This is a genomic window from Corynebacterium wankanglinii (genome assembly GCF_013601005.1).
GTDB classification, from domain to species: Bacteria; Actinomycetota; Actinomycetes; order Mycobacteriales; family Mycobacteriaceae; genus Corynebacterium; species Corynebacterium wankanglinii.
In genome coordinates, this window is record NZ_JABFED010000009.1 from 52,508 (window position 1) to 72,512 (window position 20,005).

Here is a 20,005-nt window from a genome sequence, read left to right on the forward strand (position 1 = left end):
TTATGACCGTGGTGGGCATTCTCGGCATCATCCTCATCGTTCTGCCAATGCTGGTCGGGCTGTACACCGACTTCCTCTGGTTCGGCGAAGTTGATTTCCGCGGCGTGTTCAACCGCGTGATCCTGGCGCGGGTAGTGCTGTTTGTCATCTTTGCCCTGCTGGGTGGCGCCATAACCTGGCTCGCCGCCTGGTTTGCGTGGCGCGGCCGCCCCGAGGAGGCGGCCTCTCCGTTTGATCAAGCGGCGCAGTACCGCCGCCAGCTGCAGCAAAGCGTCCGTGGGTTACTCGTGTGGGTGCCGGTAGTTGTGGCCATCCTGTCCGGCCTGGCTGGCCAGCGGATGTGGCGCGTGTTCATGCTCTGGTTCAACGGCGGGGACTTCGGCAGCACCGACGCTGAATTTGGGCGCGACCTCGGCTTCTACGCGTTTACCCTGCCGGGCATCTCGGCGGTGGTAGACACCTTGTCCATGCTGCTGCTCGTGGCGTTTCTGGTGGGCGCGGCCGCGCACTACCTGCTGGGCGGCATCCGCATCGGCAATAGGGTGTCCGGTGTCTCCGGCCGCATCAGCAAAGATGCGCGGGTGCAGCTCGCCGTCACGGCTGGGCTGTGGATGCTGTTGAAGGCGGCCCGTTATTGGCTGGAGCGTTACTACCTGCTTTACGGCCGCAACGACATCTTCACTGGCGCGTCCTACACCACCATCAACGCGACGCTGCCGGCGAAGATCATCCTGACCGTCATCGCTGTGGTGGTGGCTGCCGCGTTCTTCGCCTCCATTGTCTACCGCGACTTCCGCATCCCGGTGCTGGCCACCGTGCTGATGCTGCTGTCATCGCTCGTCGTGGGCAACGTGTGGCCGGCGCTGATGGAGCAGTTCTCCGTCAAACCCAACCGCCAAGCAAAGGAGTACGACTACATTGGCCGCAACATCGAGGCCACGCGCGAGGCGTACGGGCTGACGGACGATAATGTCACCTACCTGGACAACTGGGGAGCGGGCAACACCTCCAACGCGGAGGTGGCGTCTGATACCGCCACGATTGCCAACCTGCGCCTGTTGGATCCGGAGATCATCTCTCCGACGTTCACGCAGATGCAGCAGCTGCGCAACTTCTACGGCTTTCCGGACCAGTTGGCGATGGACCGCTACGAGGTGGACGGGGACTTGCGCGACTTCGTGGTTGCGGCGCGTGAGATGAACCCGAACTCGCTGAGTGAAAACCAGCGCGACTGGATTAACCGCCACACCGTGTACACCCACGGCAACGGCTTTATCGCCGCGCAGGCAAACACGGTGGACGAGGCGGCGCAGGACGCTGGCTCCACCCGCGGCGGCCTGCCTATCTTCACCGTCTCCGACCTGCAGTCCAACGCCGCCGCCAAGGCCGCGGAGGACGCCGAGGAGTTGGGCATCAAGGTCGACGAGCCGCGCATCTACTACGGCCCGGTAATCGCTTCTGCTGAGGACGGCCTGGACTACGCCATCGTGGGCGAAACCGGCCAAGGCCCGGTGGAGTACGACACGGACGATTCCACCTACACCTACGAGGGCAAGGGCGGCGTTGATATTGGCAACATTGTCAACCGCCTTGCGTACACCGTGAAGTACCAGGAGCTGAATTTCCTGCTGTCCGACCGTGTTGGCGGGGACTCGAAGGTGCTCTACGACCGCGATCCGCGCGAGCGCGTGGAGAAGGTGGCCCCGTGGCTGACCACGGACTCCAAGACCTACCCGGCCGTGGTGGACGGACGCGTGAAGTGGATTGTGGACGGCTACACCACCTTGAGCCAGCTGCCGTACTCCACGCGCAACTCCCTGCAGGACACCACCCAGGACGCGCTGAACCCGGACGGCACGACCCAGCGCCTGATCACGGACAACGTGGGCTACATCCGCAACTCCGTGAAGGCCACCGTGGACGCGTACGACGGCACCGTGGACCTCTACGCATACGACGAGTCCGACCCGGTGCTCAAGGCGTGGCAGGCCACCTTCCCGGGCACGGTCCGACCGGCGTCCGATATCTCGGACTCTCTGCGCGAGCACCTGCGCTACCCGGAGGACTTGTTCAAGGTGCAGCGCGACCTGTTGGCCCGCTACCACGTGGATGACCCTGGCGTGTTCTTCAACAACGACGCCTTCTGGTCCGTGCCGAACGACCCGACCGCACCGGAGGGCCGCGGCCAGCTGAACCAGCCGCCGTACTACGTGGTGGCATCAGACCCGGAGACGGACAAGCCTTCCTTCCAGCTGATTACCCCGTTCCGTGGGTTGAACCGCGAGTTCCTGTCCGCGCACATGGCAGTCTCCTCCGACCCGGAGAACTACGGCCACATTACGGTGCGCGTGCTGCCGACGAACACGCAGACGCAGGGCCCGAAGCAGGCGCAGGACGCCCTGATGTCCTCCGACCAGGTCGCCCGCGACCGCACGCTATGGGAGGGCACTAACGACCTGAAGAACGGCAACCTGCTGACTCTGCCGGTGGGCGGCGGCGAGATCCTCTACGTCGAGCCGATCTACTCGCAGCGCAAGGACCAGGCGTCCGCCTTCCCGAAGCTGCTGCGCGTACTGGTGTTCTACCGCGGCCAGGTGGGCTACGCACCGACGATCTCCCAAGCGCTTGACCAGGTTGGCATCCACTCCTCGGCCGCCCAAGACATTGAGGTTGTGGACGAGGGCCAGGGCGCGGGCGACAACGCCGGCCAGGAGGCCAAGCCTGAGGGCGACGACAAGCCGCAGGAGAACCAGGACGCGCCGCAAATTGGCAAGGACGAGGCGATGAACCGCATCAACGACGCCCTGCGCAACCTGGAGAGCGCTCGCGACGGTTCCTTCGAGGAGTACGGCCGCGCTCTGGACCAGCTGGACCGCGCCGTGGCCGAGTACCAGCGGGCGCAGTAGGCCAGGAAGCCCGTAAGCACGGCGCGCGCCAGCGCGCCACTCGAGAGCGGAAACAATAGCGCCAAACCACCTTTGAACAGGAGGTTTGGCGCTATTCGTTGGTGTATGTATAGTAATTCCACGTTGCCGGTTACGGCGACAGGCGATAATCACATACACGCCCGACGCGGGGTGGAGCAGCTCGGTAGCTCGCTGGGCTCATAACCCAGAGGTCGTAGGTTCGAATCCTGCCCCCGCTACCAACTTGAGGCCCCTACCAGTGGAAACGCTGGTAGAGGCCTCCTTTGTTTTGTGTTGCATTCGGCGTTTGGGGGGTTAAGGGTCAAAAAGTGTGTCTGGTGTCGGCGTGTCGCGGGGGGTTAGATGTGGCCTTTTTGGATGCCGATTGAGTGTGTGTAGTTGGTGTCGATAGCGTTGTCGTAGAGGGCTGGTTGTCCGGTTTCGTGGTCGGCTTGGTTCTCGTTGTGGGTCAGGGTGGATACTTTGGCGAGTTGGTCCTGGCCCCAATTGGACTGTCTGGCGATCTCCACTGGGTCGTCAGGCAGTTCCGTTTTTAAGTAGAGCCACCACTCCAGCATCCGGCGCTGGTGCTCGCCGGATCTGCCGCGGTGGGTGCGGGCCAGCAGTTTCAATTGGGCGTTGATGCCGCCTTCCAGGCTGTTCGTGGTGGATTTGATCCGGCTGCTATCGAGGACACCGTCGGGTGGGTCGAGGTAGACAAATAACAGCTGGTTGCGCCAGAGGTGGTTGAGGCTGTTGTAGGCCTTGCGGGTGCGTTCATGGGTCCATGACCAGGTGCGTTGTTGGTCAAGTCCCGTGTAGTGCCGTATTCGTGCAGCTTTACGCCCCAGGCTGCGGCTTCATCCAAGGTAGTGATCTTGGTGAGGTTGAGCGCGAGTTGGTAGATCGCTCGTCCCGCGTCGGTGCGTGGGCGTGCGGTGGTGTAGCGGCGTACCACGCGTTGGGCGTGGACGAGGCAGCGTTGGATCTTGGTGCCCGGCCAGCATGTTTTGATTGCGCTGGCGGCGCCTTGGCCGCCGTCGATGACGGCGATCAGGGGTGCGGGGATGCGTTCGAGGAGGTGTTGGTAGTCGCGGGTGGTTTCGTGGGTGCACCAGTGCCAGGCGATGACGTGGTCCAAGGTGGCGGCAACAATGAGACATCCGCTTGCGGTGTAGGTGCCGTCAAGGAAGATTTGGTCGTAGACCCGGCCGTCGTGTCCGATCGTGGGATCAGGCACATCGACAAGCCAGCATCACGAAAACTGCCGTTTTATGGTGGAGCGGCTGATTCCGGCGTCTTTTGCGTTCTGCCTCAGGGCGGTGGTCGATGTGCAGTGCTCGATGAATTGTCGAAACACCGCTGCGTTAGTGAGATCGCTGCGGGTTTTGGTGGTTGATGCACCGCAGATTTTGCAGCGCCACCGAGTGGTGCCCTTGGATGTGGTTCCGTTGCGTTTCATCTCCCCACCGCAGTGGCAGCGTGGTCGGTTCTTCGGCATTGAGCCACCGCACCACCGGCCCCTACCACATCAACCACGCCACACCGGGGATATACGACCACAACAGCGGATATATGCCCTCGGGGCATATACTTCTGGGAATCACCCAGGTCAGATACCGGAAATCACCGATTCTGGACACACATTTTGACCCTTAACCCGCAATTTGCATTTACAGGTGGTGCACTAGGGGAGTGATTCTGGATGATTTCAAATGATCCTCTACCCCTTAAAATGCGCGATCAAAACCAGATAACCCCTGTCAGGTTCGAATGCAATCCGATAACCCCGAACCGCATTAAGTGACACTCCTCAATTGTACCGTTGACGTGCGCAAACACCCTCCTTTCGGTATGGCAGCGGGGGAGGGTGTTCGGGGGTAAGTCTAGGTCGGTCACTCTCATTCTCTTAACTGTGCGACGGCTGTCTCTCGAAGCTCGTCGAGTACCCGGTCAAATTCTGAAGCTACGAAAGTCGCGTAGTTTTTCCCCTTCGTATAGGGGCTCGTTATTGACGCTCCCACGTAGGTGCTCTTGTCCCGAAGGGCTTCTTGAACACGTTTCGAAGCCCCCCGTACTTGCGGGTGGGCAAGCTGAAGATCCATGGTTTCCCATGCGCTATGTAACTCTGCACGGAGTTTTGCGTTGGCCGTCTTGATTTTGAAGGTATCCATTCCGAATTCATGCATAGTCGAGTAGGAATGGGCGGGCCGTTTGGGCTTCCGCGAAAAGATCTTTTCCAAAATTTTCGACAAGCGCTTATTTGACCCCTCAACTTCAACTTTCTTTTTAACCTGATCCTGGATGGTGGCGGTGTAGGTGAGGGGTAACGCTTCGTACAAAGAATTGAGTCTCAATTCCCCGGCGGTTGCTAAGAAGTCACGGACAGCGGCGAGCTGTTCCTTACGTGATTCGGCCTCCTGTTCTTGTCGTCGGTGGTGTCTGGCAAGAGCGTTCTTGGTAAATTCGCCATATACACCGGCGAGCAAAGTCAGAGTACCGGTGATAACGGCGACTAGAACTGTGTCGGATATTGGAAGGTCAAACATAAAGAAAATATATGAATGAACTGACCAAAGCTAATGTTCAACCCCTATTTATGGGGTAGTGTGCGTCAGACCGTCGACCACGACCAGAAGAGTTCGTTCCCGGCGTCGGCTCGTAGTCCGATCAACTTCGACAGGCGCCGGGTGTCGTCGAGGTGGTCGGCGTCGAGGGCGGGCGCCAGAAACTTACTGTCGGACGACGACGGGTCCATCCCGTTGCCCTTTACGGTGAGCGTGACCACCCTGGCGAGCTTCGACACTTCAAGGTAGCCGAGAACGTCGCGCGTACGCCTTGCGAGCCTGTCGGTGTGCCACACGATCACCCGGTCGACATTGCCGCGGGCGATGTGGCGGAGAAGTTCGGTGTACGCCGGGCGCTCGCCCCCCGACCACGCGCTGACGCTGTTGTCGACCAGTTCATCGACGACTTCGAGGTCGTAAGGCCCGGCGAGCTTATGACAGTTGTCAAGCTGGCGGTTCACACCCGCTTCTTCTTTGCGGTCGAGACTGATCCGTGCGCAAATGACCGCACGCCCGGCCGGGCGGCGTTCTTCTCTGCTGTTTACATGGGAAAGGCATAATCCAACTTGTCACTTAAAAGTGACGGTGGGTGCCGTCACAAATAACATATGCGCTGCTAGGTATGTGTTTTTGGCGCAATAGGGGAGTGGGAGTCTGTTTTTGTCTCAGTGGGGTGAAAATGAGGCGTGAGAGGCAGTTATGCCGTTCGGGATGCCGGAGAAGGTGTAGTGGTATGGAACACCGATTTTACCTTGTATGTGCTCTGTTGTGAGCGATTTTCAGTGTGCGGGGAATTAAAGACGAAGAAAAATTCTCTCTTTTAATGAGACGCGGGGTAGGGGTCTGAGCGTTGATGGAGAGTGGACCGTCTTGGCGCGGATCGTATTCGATGGTGCGTGAGTCAATATGACATTCGCGAAAACGATGGGCGCGGGCGCGCAAACATTTCCTACTGCTTTTGAGATCGATTCAGCACAAACGCCAGCATCTCTTCACCCCACTTGTCCACCCTGCAATTTCCAACCCCGCAAATCGCCGTAGAATCGCACACACTTTCTATGTGTTCCGGACACCCGTGAGCGCACCCCAAACACTCACTTTCCCCGACTACATCAGTTCTTCCCACTCAGCATCTACCAGCACCGTCCCGTCATCGGACACGCCCACAGCGGGAAGTACCTCTAACGGTGGAATCCCAAACGACATGAGCATGCGCCCAAACGCTCGCTGACTCGGATAGTGCTCATCTTCTAGCCCCTCAGCATCCAGAATGACTTGCTCGGTCAGCACGGAAAGTCCGTACCAGAAGTCTTCACGACTCCCGCGATACGTAAACGCCATGTAGCGAGTGGAAGCATCGTCTACGTCCCCGAACGTGAGATCACATCCTGTCTCCCACGCATTCGCAGCATGCAGTTTGGCGATTTGCAGAAGTGTCAGAAGTGGATTCTCGCGCGGGTCGATCAGGACCAGAAACTCGTCCGGGATCTCATCGACTTCGCGCCATTGCGCAACCTCTGCGCGAAGGTGTCCAGCACTTACGTTTGGCTTGAAATTAGCAATCATCAGTCACCTTCCACTGCTCCGGGATCGCAAAACCACCATCATCGAGGTGGTGATCCTTCCAATCCAAAATGGCACGTTTCCATCGAGTGGGATCAGTCTCTTGCCACCCGTGGTCACGCTCGACAGAAAGATGACCGTCTAGAAGACGTGCGGTTGCATCCGTTACGTCATCAGCCAGTGTGTAAGCGAAATCTCCAGGAAATTGCGCATCCGCCCATCGAATGAACGGCAGAAAATCCGGGTCACGGAAGTCCTCACATGGCGGGTCAATCATCGTCCCGTCAGGTAAGTATTCGCAGGACAAAATGTGCTGGTTTTGTGCCATTTCCGTCTCAGCAATGTCCATTAAGCGCACCAGGCGAGAGACGTTGAGCATCAGCGCTCCGTCGAACTCTTCTCCGTCCAGGCGTTTGATCCATCCAGCATCTACCAGGCGGTTAATGCAGCCTTTCAGCGGATACTCCGGTTCGCGCCACCAGGGACGCTCATAGGCTTCTTCTGGGATGTAGTGAATCATCCCGATACAACCACGTCGAAAAGTCCCGTGACGGTCGATCAGGTGCCCGGTAGAATCATCAGCGTGTTTGCTCACATGTGCGAGTGCGATCTTGTCGTAGTACTCCAGTGATGGGGTCATCACTTGCATCACTGCATCAGATAGAATTTCTCCCAAATTGTCTCCTTTGGTTGGTGGTGTTGGCACGGGATTGTGCCAACGGAGACAGAACGCTACAGTACGCTGTTTGCGCATGTCAAGACCCATTTTTCCGACTTAGTAGGTGGGTGGAATACGTAGTATCTGCGTGGGTTTTGCAGGGCGGATCTGGGAGCGGGAGAACACCTAATAAGTCACGGGGACGGACGGGACGCTCACATAGAAAGTGAAGGACAACGTTGGGTGCGATACATAGAATGTGTGAGCGATAACCCGCGCGAGCAAGAGGTGTTGTGCTCGCGGGGGCGATTACTTCTCGCGGGACGCGACGGTGCCACCTTCGTGCGGAAGGTGCGTTAATTCCGCATCGGCACGTAGATCGCGGATGAACCCTTCGAGCCATTCGGCGGTCACTGCGTCATCGGGTGAGATCACCGCGACCGGGATGAGGTCTGTAATCGGCGGGCGTGTGGTTGGTTTGTCCAGGTTGATCACCTTGCTTTCTTGTGTTGGTTTTTCGGGCACGGGGTTGGGGTGAGGTGAGTCAATATGACTCACCAGGCGCACGCGCGCCTATCCCCCTTACGCCCCGTGGTAACAGGCTTCTTCAATCCAGGAGATATCCGCGCGGTAGGCTTCCTTTTCACCGTCGAGGTACATGTCCACCAAGTAGATCCAGTAATCCACCCAAAACGCTTTCTCAGAATCGATCCAGATGGACAGGGGACACCCTGGCGGAAGGTAAATCGTCCATGTCTCATCCGGGTTGTCACCTACCGAGACTTTCGCGGGGAGGTCCGTGCCCCAATCGTGTCCCGCTAACTGGCGTTCAATCTCGGGTAGGAAATTCGACGGTCCCGATTGACCAATTTTCACCTGAGATTTATCCCATGAGAAGCGGACTACATCGAGTTCTCCGCGCTCGTTTCGTCCTGTTTGATTTATCTCGTACTGCTGGTCCAAGTTGTTCTCCCTTCACTAGACCGATCAGTACAGTAAGAGGACTTTGCGCGGTTTGTCAAGAACATATGTTCGACATAGTAGGTGCGGTGCGTCCCCCGCTTTCGCTTATCTCACCCTGACTTACACCAGTTTGAAACAGGGCGTGACCAGCACTGGACACCAACTATCACGTTCCGACGAACGGCGCGCGGACTGTGAAAGAATGGAGAGGTTAATGCAAAAAACTGAATGAATAAGGAATTAGAACATGAGCAATTACACGCCGATTACTCGCGACGAACTGGAGAGAACTCTCTGGGGAGCAGCCACGGCACTTCGTGGATTTATGGACGCTTCCGATTACAAGAACTACGTGTTCCCCGCACTGTTCTGGAAGTGGATTAGCGATAATTACAAGTACGAAACGGAACGGTTTGAAGCGGACTATGACGGTGTAAGACTCGACTCCGAAACCCGTGACGAGGTTGAAGCCGATTACCACGCCTTTGTGATCCCACCGGGCGCGTCGTGGGACAACGTGTATCTGGATAAGGACATTCCCGAGAGTATTCGTAAGGACAAAGCGCACGCACTTCACCCGAGGAACTACATTGGCGCTCGTATACGTTCGGCAATGACCGCAATCCAACATGCTAATCCGGAGCAACTTTCAAACATCTTCGGAGATGCTGCTTACGGTAACGAAGAGCGCCTAAAAGAAGAGGGACTTCGTAAGATGCTCGCCGGTCTTGCGGAGCACACGTTTAATGCAGAAACAGTTCCGGGCGACTCTTTCGGAGATGCGTACGAGTACCTACTCAAGAAGTTCTCGGATGATTCCGGCACCGGCGCGGGAGAATTCTTCACCCCGCGCCCGGTCGTGCGCTTGATTACCCGTCTTCTCGATCCGCAGTCCGAAGAGTCTGTTTACGACCCCGCGTGTGGCTCCGGTGGCATGCTCATCGAAGCCTGCAACACCGTCGAAGAGCATGGTGGCGATCCACGAACCCTTACCTTGCATGGTCAGGAAAAGAACATGACCACGCAGGCTATCGCGCGGATGAACCTGTATATCCACAACCAGCCAGAACATAAGGTCATTCACGACAACACCCTGCTCGATCCCGGCAATCGCAGACCGGATAACACCTTTGAACAGTATGACGTGGTAATTGCCAACCCTCCGTTTTCCGTTGAGGATTGGGGACGTGAGTCGTGGGATGACGATCCCCGAATTATCGGTGACTTGGCTCCTAATTCCTACGCAGATTTCGCGTTCATGCAGCACATGATCACTTCAATGAAGCCTAAGACGGGACGTATCGGCGTAGTCATGCCCCACGGCATCCTTTTCCGAGGACATGCGGAGAAGCGGATTCGTACGGAAATTCTCAACCGTGATCTCATCGAAGCGGTCATTGGCATGCCAAACAATATTTTCTACGGCACAACAATCCCGTCCTGCATCGTGATTCTGCGCGCTGAGAAGTCGGAAGAGCGTAAGAACAAGATCCTTTTCGTGGATGCTTCAACTCGTTTCGTCAAAGGCTCGAACATGAACGAACTTACTGATGACGATGTGAATGCAATCCTGTCAGCGTTCCACGACGAGGAGGACGTGGACGGCGCAGACGAAGGAATCGAGTTCCGACTTGTAGACATGGACGAGATCGAGTCAAATGACTACGACCTCAACATTGGTCGTTACGTCCAGGCGAACACGGATGTTGAAGTGGATCTTGAAGCATCCATCGCAGAATGGAACGAAGCGGAATTGGAGCGCGAGCGCGCCCGCGACGCATTCCGCAACCTCCTAAAGGAGGTCGGTTTTGGTGAATAAACAAAACTGGATACCTACCAAGGTCAAAGATGTTGCAAAGATTGTGTCTGGCGCTACCCCCAAAACCGGCATCGAAGAGAATTGGGGTGGTGACATACCGTGGCTAACGCCAAAGGATTTGTCTGACAATCCAGCGCCATATACTTCTCACGGTTCACGGTTCCTTACCGAACAGGGGTTTAATTCCTGTTCCACGCATATGCTGCCCAAAGGCACCGTTCTTCTTACTTCACGCGCTCCAGTTGGGTACGTCTCTGTAGCAGCGAACGACATTTGTACGAATCAGGGCTTTAAGAGCCTTGTTCTAGAAGATGGTCAAATTCCGGAGTTCTGGTACTACCTCCTGAGTGCTAACACCGAAACGCTTCTTAACTACTCAGGCGGATCGACATTTAAAGAACTAAGTAAAAGATCTCTTGAACAAATCGAGTTCCTGATTCCCCCTATTGAGGAACAGCGCGAGATCGTAAGTTTCATGCAGGCGCTGGATCTCATGATCCAGGCGGGTGACCGCGAGATTGCCAGCGCGGAACAAATGCGCGGAGATGTGGCAAGAACGCTCATCCGACAAGTGGGCGAAGAGTTCGAATTTAAGCCCCTTCAAGAGGTTGTGGAATTTCACGACAATAAAAGAAAGCCTGTAAAGAAGGCGGATCGGGTTCCCGGATCTTACCCATACTATGGCGCAAGCGGAATAGCGGATTATGTCGATAACTTCCTATTTGAAGGCTTGCACCTGCTGATCGCAGAAGACGGTGAAAATATCAGAACCCGAAAACTACCTATCGCGTTTCTGGCTAATGGGAAATTCTGGGTTAACAACCATGCTCATATCGTCAAAGCGGAGAGTGACACATCCACTCAGTACGTGGCTCTAGCAATCGAATTCTCGGATGTATCTGCGTACATCAGTGGCTCATCCCGTCCGAAAATTACCAAGTCAGCGTGCCAATCCATTCAGATTCCCTTCCCACCCCTCGAAGACCAGAAAAAAATCGTGGGAAAAATGCAAACACTCGATACGTACATCGATTCCGCGAAACGATCCCAAGAAGCGCTCAAGCAGGTGCGCCAAGACGCGCTCCACGCACTGCTATCCGGTGACAAGGGTGTGCGCGATTTAGCGGAGTTGTTCGCAAGCGATGAGGGCGTAGCGTAGGTGCATCCCGCGCCTGTGAGTCATATTGATTCGCCCACCCCTCACGCCCCATTCACACCCCGCGAAAACCCCGCCCCACCTGCTATAATCGACATATTCATCCACCGCCAAAACACATAGAAGGTTCATAAGGCGACAACAACATAAAAGGTAGACAGAAAATGGCAACGTTCAGCGAAAAATCAACGGTTCAAAGCTTCCTCGCAGACAGAATCTCCGATAACGGATTCACGGAGGTCAAAGCGAAGGATCTTCCCCGTCAACTCGCTGACCCCTACATCCCCGCCTACCTCAAACAAGCGGTCATCGATCTCAACCCCACCCTAAAAGCGCACCCCGAGCGCTATGACGAGATCGAGCCACGCCTATCAGCAATCTTCGGCAAAGCGGTCACGTCCTCGCCCATGCAAGCGAACAAAGAGTTTATCCAACAACTCTTCGGTGGTTTTACCCACAAGTTCATCGGGGACAACGACTACACGACCATTCACCTTTTTGACCTGGATAACCCGGAAAATAACCAGGCGATTGTTTCCAAAGAGGTGGTCTACAAAACGCCCAACACCCACGAGCGTTTCGATCTCGTGCTGTTTTTAAACGGACTACCCGTAGTCATTATCGAGACGAAAAACATCACCCAAGATTGGAAACTTGGCGTATCGGATATCAACCAGGTCTACCTCAACAAGGCTCCCGCATTTTTCGCTACCAATATCCTGAATGTGGTCTGCAACGGGACAAACTTCCGCTATGGCTCGCTTAACCAGCCGGACTACACCTGGAGCATGTGGGGATCGACCGAAGACCCCTACGACCTGAAAGGTATCGAGCGCACAAAGCGTTCTATCGACCTGCTGCTGTCCCCATCCACGCTGATCAACATCGCGGATGATTTCACGCTGTTCCAGCGCTCCGGCGTGAGTGGTGCGAAAAAGATCATCCCCCGCTACGTGCAGATGGAAGCAGCAGAAGCCATTCACACGCGTGTTCGCGAACCTAACGGTGGCAACGGATTGATCCACCACTACCAGGGAACAGGCAAGACCCTGCTGATGGTCTACACGGCGATGAAACTGCTCGAAGACGCAGATATCGAAAAGCCCACCATCCTGATCGGACTCGACCGCGTGGACTTAGAGAAGAACGTTCTCGATGACTTCCGTGATTCTGGTATCGCCAACATCACCCACGTCGGCAGCGCGAAGCAACTCAAAAAGACGGTCACCAACGCCGTTCCCGGCATCATCGTCACGTCCATCTGGAAGTTTAAGGACGTAATCCTCGACTCCGGCGAGGTGTGGAACTCCAGCGAGAACTTCATTGTGATGATCGATGAGGCGCACCGCACCCAAGACGGCGATCTTGGTATGAAGATGCGCCAGGTCATCCCGAACGCTCGTTTCTTCGGTATGACCGGCACACCGATTAATGAAGGTGGCATTAACGGGCGCAACACGTTCAAACTGTTCGGCAACCAAAAAGATCCGGGACAAGTGCTGTCCAAGTACACGATGGAACGCGCTATCGCGGATGAGACTTCCGTCCCCATCATTGTCGAACCACGCTTGGTGGACTGGAACCTCGACCAGGACGCGCTCGATGCAGCCTTTAACACGCTTGTCGAAGATGAGGGACTGACTGAAGACGAAGCAGCCTATTTGTCTGATCGTTCCGGCAAGCAGAAAACGGTCGTGCTCAACCCGGATCGCATCGATGCAGTCTGCAACGACATTTTGGACTACTACCACGCGCATGTCGCCCCACTTGGATTTAAGGCGCAAGTAGTCGCGCTGGATCGTGAAATGTGTGTCATCTACGAGCACAAACTCAACGAATTGATCAAACAGCGCGGATTGAACTACACCACCGAAGTCGTGATGACTGTCGGCGGGAAAGAAGACGAAAAGCGCGGATGGACAAAATACGAGCGTTCCCGCCCGCAAGAGCATGCACTCATTGACAGGTTTGTGCGTCACGATTCTGCGCCAGACATTCTGATCGTGACCTCGAAGTTGCTCACCGGGTTTAACGCGCCTATTGAAAGCACAATGTTTATCGACAAGCCATTGTCGAAGCAGACGCTATTCCAGGCGATTACACGCACGAACAGGCGCTATGCCAACCCGGAAACGGGACAGGAGAAAACCCACGGCATCATTGTCGATTACGTAGGCATCTCCAAGCGGATCGCGCGAGCGCTCAAAGAAGCATCCCCCGAGGATAAGAAACTCCGTGTCGAAGTCGAGGAAGTGCTGGTCCAATTCGATAAGGCGCTCAAACTCGCCTTGAGTCGGTTCGACGGGATCGACCGGACAGACGACAGTTTTAAGTCCTTCACCGCAGCAGCCAGCCGTTTCGCTACCGAAGATGACGCGCGTGCTTTCAAGCGTGAATTCATGACCGTTGAAGGACTGTGGGAGGTGCTGTATCCCAACCCGCAAGTAATCAAGCATGAGCAGGATTACAAGTGGCTTGCACAGTTGTATCAAGTGGCGAAGGGTGCCGAAACTGACTTTGACCTCGTGTGGGAGAAGTTGGGCGCAAAAACGATCCAACTCGTCCATGATTCGATCTCGAACGTAAAGGTGAAAAGTCTCAAGCGCCTGGAAGTCTCATCAGACACTATCGACAAGTTGCGAGAATTAACTGACATTCTTGACCCTGATGGGGACGAACTCGATCCTGATGCGGTCACCGCTGACGAGATTCTGGACTCGATTGATCGCCGGATCAAGATGCGTCTCGCCAAGTCTGACGGGGCGACGGTGTATGTCTCACTTGCGGAGCAGTTGGAAAACTTGCGCACGCGCTCCACCGCCACGATGGAAGACACGGAAAAATTCATCGAGGAAGCAATTCGTTTGGCGCGCAAGATCCGTGATTTGGATAAGCGCTCCGGTAGCGATGAGGACACTTCGAAGGTAGAAGAAAATATCGCGCTGCTACCGGATGATCACGTTGGTGCGCTGACGCAGATTGTCACCGAGTACAAGCCGGAAGATTCTTCTATCGTGGTGGAACTTCTGGCGAAGGAAATTGATCAAATCGCGCGCACGGTGACGTTCTCGGGATGGAGTGCTGGCAACTCCACGGGCGACAGGAAGGTACGCGCTACCATCTCGAAGAAGTTGGTTGATTTCCACATGCCCCCGCGTGGCGACCTGTTTGATGCTGTGTACGAGTACGTCGCGGAGCACTACTAACGGATGCAAAAGCCAACAACAAACGATCTACCCGTAATCTCCCACGATGAGGTTGCGCCGGAGGTAGCAGACGTTTCGCAGGTAGTCGAACCTGTTCCGGTTGTGGTCCAAGATGAGGGACTTGAATTATCGGATTGGCTCAATATCGCCATGCTGTTCGCCACTATCGTGTCGCTAGGTATTGCTGCTTATGCCACTTGGCAGAACGCGAAAACAGCACGAGAAGCCAGCGAAAACGCCCAAGACGCAGCCGACCAGATGGAAGAGATCGCTCATGCGAGCCAGTCCACGATGTGGACCGCTAGAGATCAATTGGATCGTTTAGAGATCATGACGGCGACGGAGACACAGATTCTTGGTGGGTTGGATGATGTGATGCTTGCGTTGTTTCGCCCTCGTATGAACGCTTATCTTGGAAGCCCGATACACGAAAAGGGATATCTCCCGCTTGTCGTGGAGAATGTTGGCAAAAGTCCCGCCCGCAACGTCACTGTGAGATTCAACCCGCCACTTCCGGAACCAGACGTGGATCGTCTCAACGCCAATACTTCGGAGTTAGTCGATTACAGGAAATCGCCGGTCGAACTGACCCTTGCGAAGTACGAGGGGAAGACGTTCAAGACTTGGGCACCAAATCAGTCCACGTCTGTGCCATTTTGGGCGACAAAAGTTGAGCGGTTCCCTCTTCGAGAAGTCGGAGAGAGTAAGCGATTTGTCAATGCGGACGGAACTCCAGCGGATGCGGTGTTGGTCCGTAAACAATCTGACGGAGCAATGCTGCTCGATGAATCCGGCGACGGGATTCCCGCTGATGTTGAGGTGATCATCAACTACAGCGATGACAACGGCGAACAGTATGAGGATTCGGTGTCGCTCAATCCTGACCTGTGGGTTTCTACGACGTTTAGTAGCAAAGAGCGTCACAGTTCATCGGTGACGTATGGCGCGGACGATTAGGCGTGTCAATTTGGCACACGGGTAGTCCAGCATCACCCGGCGCAAACAAAACACCTACTAGGTGGGACTATCTTCCCGACCTAGTAGGTGTTCCTTCCTCCCCCGTCCCCAAGACTCATTAGTGATCAGCGAAGTGCTGGACGCAGAAATAGTGTCCCGTAACCGGATCTTGTGCAATACCAATACCTACTTTTGGAGCACGCCCGTTAGTACTCATGGCACTGCTGTGTCCAGGTGACCCGGCGAACATACTGATGAACCTATCGTGCGAGATCTGGCTCATCGCCACGTTCTCCCGACCCCTTGTGTTGTACCCCGAGTGCCAAATCTCATCTCCCGGAGTCTGCGCCAATTCTTCAGCAAACCGCTGCGCAGTTGCTTCCAACGCGGGATCGTAAGTAATCGGGCGCAACTCCTTGTCACGAGAACGCCACGCAACCAACTGATCGAACTGTTCCTTTTTCGCTTGCTGGATCTCGCTCGGAGTCAAGGGCGGGTTCTTTTTGCCGAGAGGACTGTTCTCTTGCTTGCACTTGAAGTAATCAGGAGTGTTCTTCACGCACCCGTCTGAATCTGCTTTACGCCCACCATTCGACGGAGCAGACGTGTTCGATTGCTTCGCCAGTGCCGATTGTGCTCCTGTATCCGATCCAGGAGAAGACGAAGACAAATCTCCGCTTCCAAAGAGCAATCCAAGAATCAGGACGATGACGGTGACAGCAGCACCGGCGTACTGCATGAGTTGTTGTGGGTTAGGCACGGGATTTACTTCCTTGGGAAAACGGATGACACGGGGTAAAAAGACATTCTCATCATAGCGCTAGGTCTTTCCTGCGCTTATGCTGCGCGATACTCAGGCATCGTCTCGTTCGGATCGAGCGGAATCGTGACCTGATCTGGGTACGACAAATTGCTGTACGCCTGCACAAGCACCGCTTCAACGTTGTCAAAACCGCCAAAACGTGAGATTTTGACGCTACCGCTTGCGCCAAGTCCGCGAATTTCGCCAAACGGCGGTTCAGTACGGTAATTGTCGTTTGGACGAACCACTTCAAAAATGACGAGATAGTACTCCTTATCCGTCAACTTCTTGATCTCGATATTGGCTCCGTCATCAGTGACACGCGCATCCCAACCTGCTTCTTTCGGATTGAAACGGGTGCGCGCCCCATCCATGCGCTGGAACCGTCGAAGGCTGTCCCGATAGTTCTGCTCTTCCTCGTCCTCGCGCTGCTTGATTAAGCGTTGTTGCTCGCGGTACTGCTCTTCGCGCGCAAACTTTTCCTGCTGTGCTTGACGGTCAAGATCCGCCTTCCTTTGCGCTTGGATAGCGCGCTGTTTTTCTTCCTCGTAGCGCTGCTGGTCAATCTCGCGCTCGTGGTCGTACTTCGCGACAAGTGCTTCCCGTTGCTTCTCACCGCGCCTATTCGTGAACACGGCGTAGATGATTCCAGCGACACCGATACCCAAACTGACAATGCTCCAAACGTCCAACTCCACATCCTCCCTATTCGACTGCGAGTGCGAATACTGTCCGTGTAATTCGCACTTGTGGGAATCATAGAATGTGTCACGGATGATCCACCCGAATCATTTTTGTGAACGGACTCTTACGGGGAAATAACGCGCGCTCCCAAAAGTGTGATAGCGGACTGCGACATGGCATGAAAAGTAGCGCTAGCCAGGTGTTATGACGGCTTTCTAGTGGGTGGCGCGCGGTGAGAATTGGCACTCCAAGGGATTTTCCGCGAACAACTATTGGCGTAATTGTTCTCGTGGTTGCCGATATGGAAATTCTTTTTTACCTGTATGGATATAGCAGTGTGTAGAAGTCCTCGATGTTCTGGTTGTTGTAGTCGTTGAAGTACCCGTTCGCGTGCATGATCATCTGCGCCAACTCCTGGATCTCGTTGTAGGTACATGATGTTCTTCGCGTTGGATTGGATGAGCGCATCATCGCGCGCGAAGCGATGCGGGTGAGATCCAGAAAGTGATTCTGACGAACGGGCGTGCGAATCAGTTAACCTAATAAATGAACACTATTAGTGTTGATGAATTCAAATTATTAAACGCTTAAGCGCCAGGACTTTCTGCGCGCATGCGTGTACGTACACAAAAGGGAAAATTAGATATGAAAACAAATATAAAGAAACAAATTCTACACTCAATTATTGCCACTGCGCTACTTGCGGGAAGTGCTGTTAGTGGAGTAATCCCCGCTCAGGCTGTGGGTGTGTCGGACAACGTTCATAATTCCGGTGCTGGGGGAATGGTGAACTGTAATGGTGGCGACATTTGTGTTGAGAAAGTTGGGGATGAAATTCAAGTGTCATACGAGATTCAGTTTGGCAACATTCTGCATTCCTCCAATCACGGACAGACTGCAACAGGTTCTCTTATTGCTTTCCCGTCGGTCATCAAGAATCCGAAACTTGAAGTGGTATCAACGTCTATCGAGGGCAAACGTTTCGACTGCTCAAACCTGCGCGCTCTTGGCGGTTTTCCCACTCACACTTTCAAGCAACCTGTGGATGTTCCTCTCCTAGAAGAAGATGAGTTAAAGGCTGCTGGACTCAGTGCAGGGGGATCAAATGTCGGATTTACCCTAAAGGATGAAAACAATCCCCAAGATGATGCTTCATACGTGTCAAAATTCGATGATGACGAAAGAAGATTTGCAACACACGTCAAGGGTGAGGAAGTTATCTCACAGTTCAAAGACGGGTACGAGAAGTACAAGCGTGAAAATCCTGAAGAAACGGTTGCTGGAAACGGGAAAATAATCACACAGGATGCATGGGATTGGGTTAGATCTAGTCGTGATAGCAAAGTAGTGGGTAATTTCTCCCTCCCGGAATATGGAGCGATGGAGGTTGACTACCCCTATGAGTACCTGCTTTTCAATAACGACTCACTAGGTGTTACTACCTATCGTCTAACAGGAACGGTCAAAACTGAGTCAGATCTCGCTTACCTACCTATTAGAGCAAAACAAGGGTTATGGAAATGTTCACAGGAAGGAGGACTTGGTGGTTATACGGCTGGCTGTCAATCTCTCGCAGAATACGAGTGGGGAAGAAACCGTGATGTACTTCCCCGATACTCGCTAGAAAATGACGATGTAACCCGCAATAATCTTAAAAACGACACCAAAGACGGTTTGCACGGATCGTTTAGATGCGCTGTAACTGAAGATCTTGGACGTAACGATCTCATTGGCGCAGACGTTCGTCCCCGCGACCTTAATGGATCAACGTCATGGGGAGCGAAGTATGCACAAACATTTACACTCCAATCTAACGTGGCAACTACTTACTACGTAGGTGCATACAGTGTCGCGGAAGATGGTTGTGACCAGGCGGGTGTCAAGATCTCGGTTTGTGAGGAAGATGAGCAACCAACATCACCAGTTACCCCTCCTCCATCTGAGACAACCACTCCACCAAGAGATGACCGTCCAGGATCATCCACTGAGCCGGTTCCATCGTCTGAGGTCACTTCCAGTGAGCCACCCGCTCCAAGTGAAGAGCCGACCGCTGACGAGTCTGAACCTACCCCTCGCGAGACTCCAAACATCCCAGAACCAGAACCTCGTGAGACTCCAGAAGTTCCAGAGGACACCCCGAGAACTACCGAACCAGCAGCGAGAATTATCCCGTCTTCTCCTGCACCAGTGAACACCCCTCCAGCGGTAAACCACACGCTTCCTGCTAAGCAGCCAGTGCCAAACAATCCTTCTCGTGTGAACACTCCGCCGTTCGTTCCTGCTCCTGCTCCTGTTCAACCAGCAGCAATTCCAGGACCAGTTTCCGAACACGGTCCAGTGGTAAACACAGGTGGCGCAGTTCAAGAGTCCTTCTGGACGAAGATTGTGAACCTGTTCCGTTGATCTGGTAGATCACTTATTCACCCTCGTGTTTCACGGGGGTGTTTTTCATGTCAGCACACCGCTACAAGCGGACTATGTTCATTCTGACGAACATGTGTGCGATGTTGGTATTATGATAACTAGCGCATGATTGTGCGCTCATCCTTCTACACGGATATGTCCCGTGGTAATTGAGTTTTGTTTCTTTCTCTTTTACTCGTACAAACGGTGTCATTGAGGTTCTTTTCTCGGTGGCACCGTTTTGGTTTGTATGGGGCGCTCCTGTTGCGTGGACTGGTGGCTTCAAAGTGGTTTGTAGAGCGTTTCGGTGAAGTGGTGCGG

15 protein-coding genes, 1 tRNA gene and 1 pseudogene are annotated in these 20,005 nt (G+C 54.6%); 7 read left to right on the forward strand and 10 right to left on the reverse strand.

The window, feature by feature from the left end:
- Window positions 1-2: 2 nt before the first annotated feature.
- Window positions 3-2,906 (forward strand): UPF0182 family protein, encoded by a 2,904-nt coding sequence (locus HMA55_RS10605; protein WP_235961965.1) that lies wholly within the window; start codon window positions 3-5, stop codon window positions 2,904-2,906.
- 165 nt (window positions 2,907-3,071) lie between these two features.
- Window positions 3,072-3,148 (forward strand) — tRNA-Met (locus HMA55_RS10610).
- Between the two features lie 117 nt (window positions 3,149-3,265).
- Here HMA55_RS10610 and HMA55_RS10615 read toward each other — a convergent pair.
- From HMA55_RS10615 to HMA55_RS10645, 7 genes and pseudogenes are all read right to left on the reverse strand, one after another.
- Window positions 3,266-4,407 (reverse strand): annotated as a pseudogene (locus tag HMA55_RS10615) (IS1249 family transposase).
- A 400-nt stretch (window positions 4,408-4,807) separates the two neighbouring features.
- The gene (locus tag HMA55_RS10620; RefSeq protein WP_181193017.1) at window positions 4,808-5,455 is read right to left on the reverse strand and encodes a hypothetical protein; all 648 of its coding nucleotides are present in this window, start codon (window positions 5,453-5,455) and stop codon (window positions 4,808-4,810) included.
- A gap of 65 nt (window positions 5,456-5,520) precedes the next feature.
- Window positions 5,521-5,976 carry a recombinase family protein gene (locus tag HMA55_RS10625; RefSeq protein ID WP_181193061.1) on the reverse strand — a complete coding sequence of 152 codons (456 nt, stop codon included), beginning with the start codon at window positions 5,974-5,976 and terminating at the stop codon, window positions 5,521-5,523.
- A 604-nt stretch (window positions 5,977-6,580) separates the two neighbouring features.
- A complete protein-coding gene (locus tag HMA55_RS10630) occupies window positions 6,581-7,039 on the reverse strand; it encodes a hypothetical protein (protein ID WP_181193018.1) in 459 nt (152 codons plus the stop codon).
- Complete coding sequence (locus HMA55_RS10635) at window positions 7,029-7,790, reverse strand: hypothetical protein (RefSeq protein WP_181193019.1); 762 nt, start codon at window positions 7,788-7,790, stop codon at window positions 7,029-7,031. Before HMA55_RS10635 ends, HMA55_RS10630 begins: the two co-directional genes overlap by 11 nt.
- 213 nt (window positions 7,791-8,003) lie before the next feature.
- Window positions 8,004-8,189 carry a hypothetical protein gene (locus HMA55_RS10640; protein WP_181193020.1) on the reverse strand — a complete coding sequence of 62 codons (186 nt, stop codon included), beginning with the start codon at window positions 8,187-8,189 and terminating at the stop codon, window positions 8,004-8,006.
- Window positions 8,190-8,276: 87 nt separating this feature from the next.
- Window positions 8,277-8,657, reverse strand: a complete 381-nt coding sequence (locus HMA55_RS10645) for a hypothetical protein (protein WP_181193021.1) — start codon at window positions 8,655-8,657, stop codon at window positions 8,277-8,279.
- 247 nt (window positions 8,658-8,904) lie between these two features.
- On the opposite strand from HMA55_RS10645, the gene HMA55_RS10650 reads away from it, so the two are divergent.
- The 4 genes from HMA55_RS10650 to HMA55_RS10665 all read left to right on the forward strand — a co-directional run bounded on the left by HMA55_RS10650 (window position 8,905) and on the right by HMA55_RS10665 (window position 15,795).
- On the forward strand, window positions 8,905-10,476 hold the full coding sequence (locus tag HMA55_RS10650; protein WP_181193022.1) for a type I restriction-modification system subunit M: 1,572 nt from the start codon (window positions 8,905-8,907) through the stop codon (window positions 10,474-10,476).
- Window positions 10,469-11,635, forward strand: a complete 1,167-nt coding sequence (locus tag HMA55_RS10655; RefSeq protein ID WP_181193023.1) for a restriction endonuclease subunit S — start codon at window positions 10,469-10,471, stop codon at window positions 11,633-11,635. Before HMA55_RS10650 ends, HMA55_RS10655 begins: the two co-directional genes overlap by 8 nt.
- Before the next feature lie 161 nt (window positions 11,636-11,796).
- A complete protein-coding gene (locus HMA55_RS10660; protein WP_181193024.1) occupies window positions 11,797-14,838 on the forward strand; it encodes a type I restriction endonuclease subunit R in 3,042 nt (1,013 codons plus the stop codon).
- 3 nt (window positions 14,839-14,841) lie between these two features.
- The gene (locus tag HMA55_RS10665) at window positions 14,842-15,795 is read left to right on the forward strand and encodes a COG1361 family protein (RefSeq protein WP_181193025.1); all 954 of its coding nucleotides are present in this window, start codon (window positions 14,842-14,844) and stop codon (window positions 15,793-15,795) included.
- Between the two features lie 118 nt (window positions 15,796-15,913).
- Here the strand turns inward: HMA55_RS10665 and HMA55_RS10670 are convergent, their stop codons facing one another.
- The 3 genes from HMA55_RS10670 to HMA55_RS10680 all read right to left on the reverse strand — a co-directional run bounded on the left by HMA55_RS10670 (window position 15,914) and on the right by HMA55_RS10680 (window position 17,752).
- A complete protein-coding gene (locus HMA55_RS10670; RefSeq protein WP_181193064.1) occupies window positions 15,914-16,555 on the reverse strand; it encodes a CAP domain-containing protein in 642 nt (213 codons plus the stop codon).
- 77 nt (window positions 16,556-16,632) lie between these two features.
- Window positions 16,633-17,295, reverse strand: a complete 663-nt coding sequence (locus HMA55_RS10675) for a hypothetical protein (protein WP_235961954.1) — start codon at window positions 17,293-17,295, stop codon at window positions 16,633-16,635.
- A 301-nt stretch (window positions 17,296-17,596) separates the two neighbouring features.
- Window positions 17,597-17,752, reverse strand: coding sequence for a hypothetical protein (locus HMA55_RS10680; protein ID WP_181193026.1), 156 nt, complete (start codon window positions 17,750-17,752; stop codon window positions 17,597-17,599).
- 141 nt (window positions 17,753-17,893) lie between these two features.
- Between HMA55_RS10680 and HMA55_RS10685 the strand changes: the two genes are divergently transcribed.
- A complete protein-coding gene (locus tag HMA55_RS10685) occupies window positions 17,894-19,684 on the forward strand; it encodes a hypothetical protein (protein WP_181193027.1) in 1,791 nt (596 codons plus the stop codon).
- The last annotated feature ends 321 nt before the right edge of the window (window positions 19,685-20,005 follow it).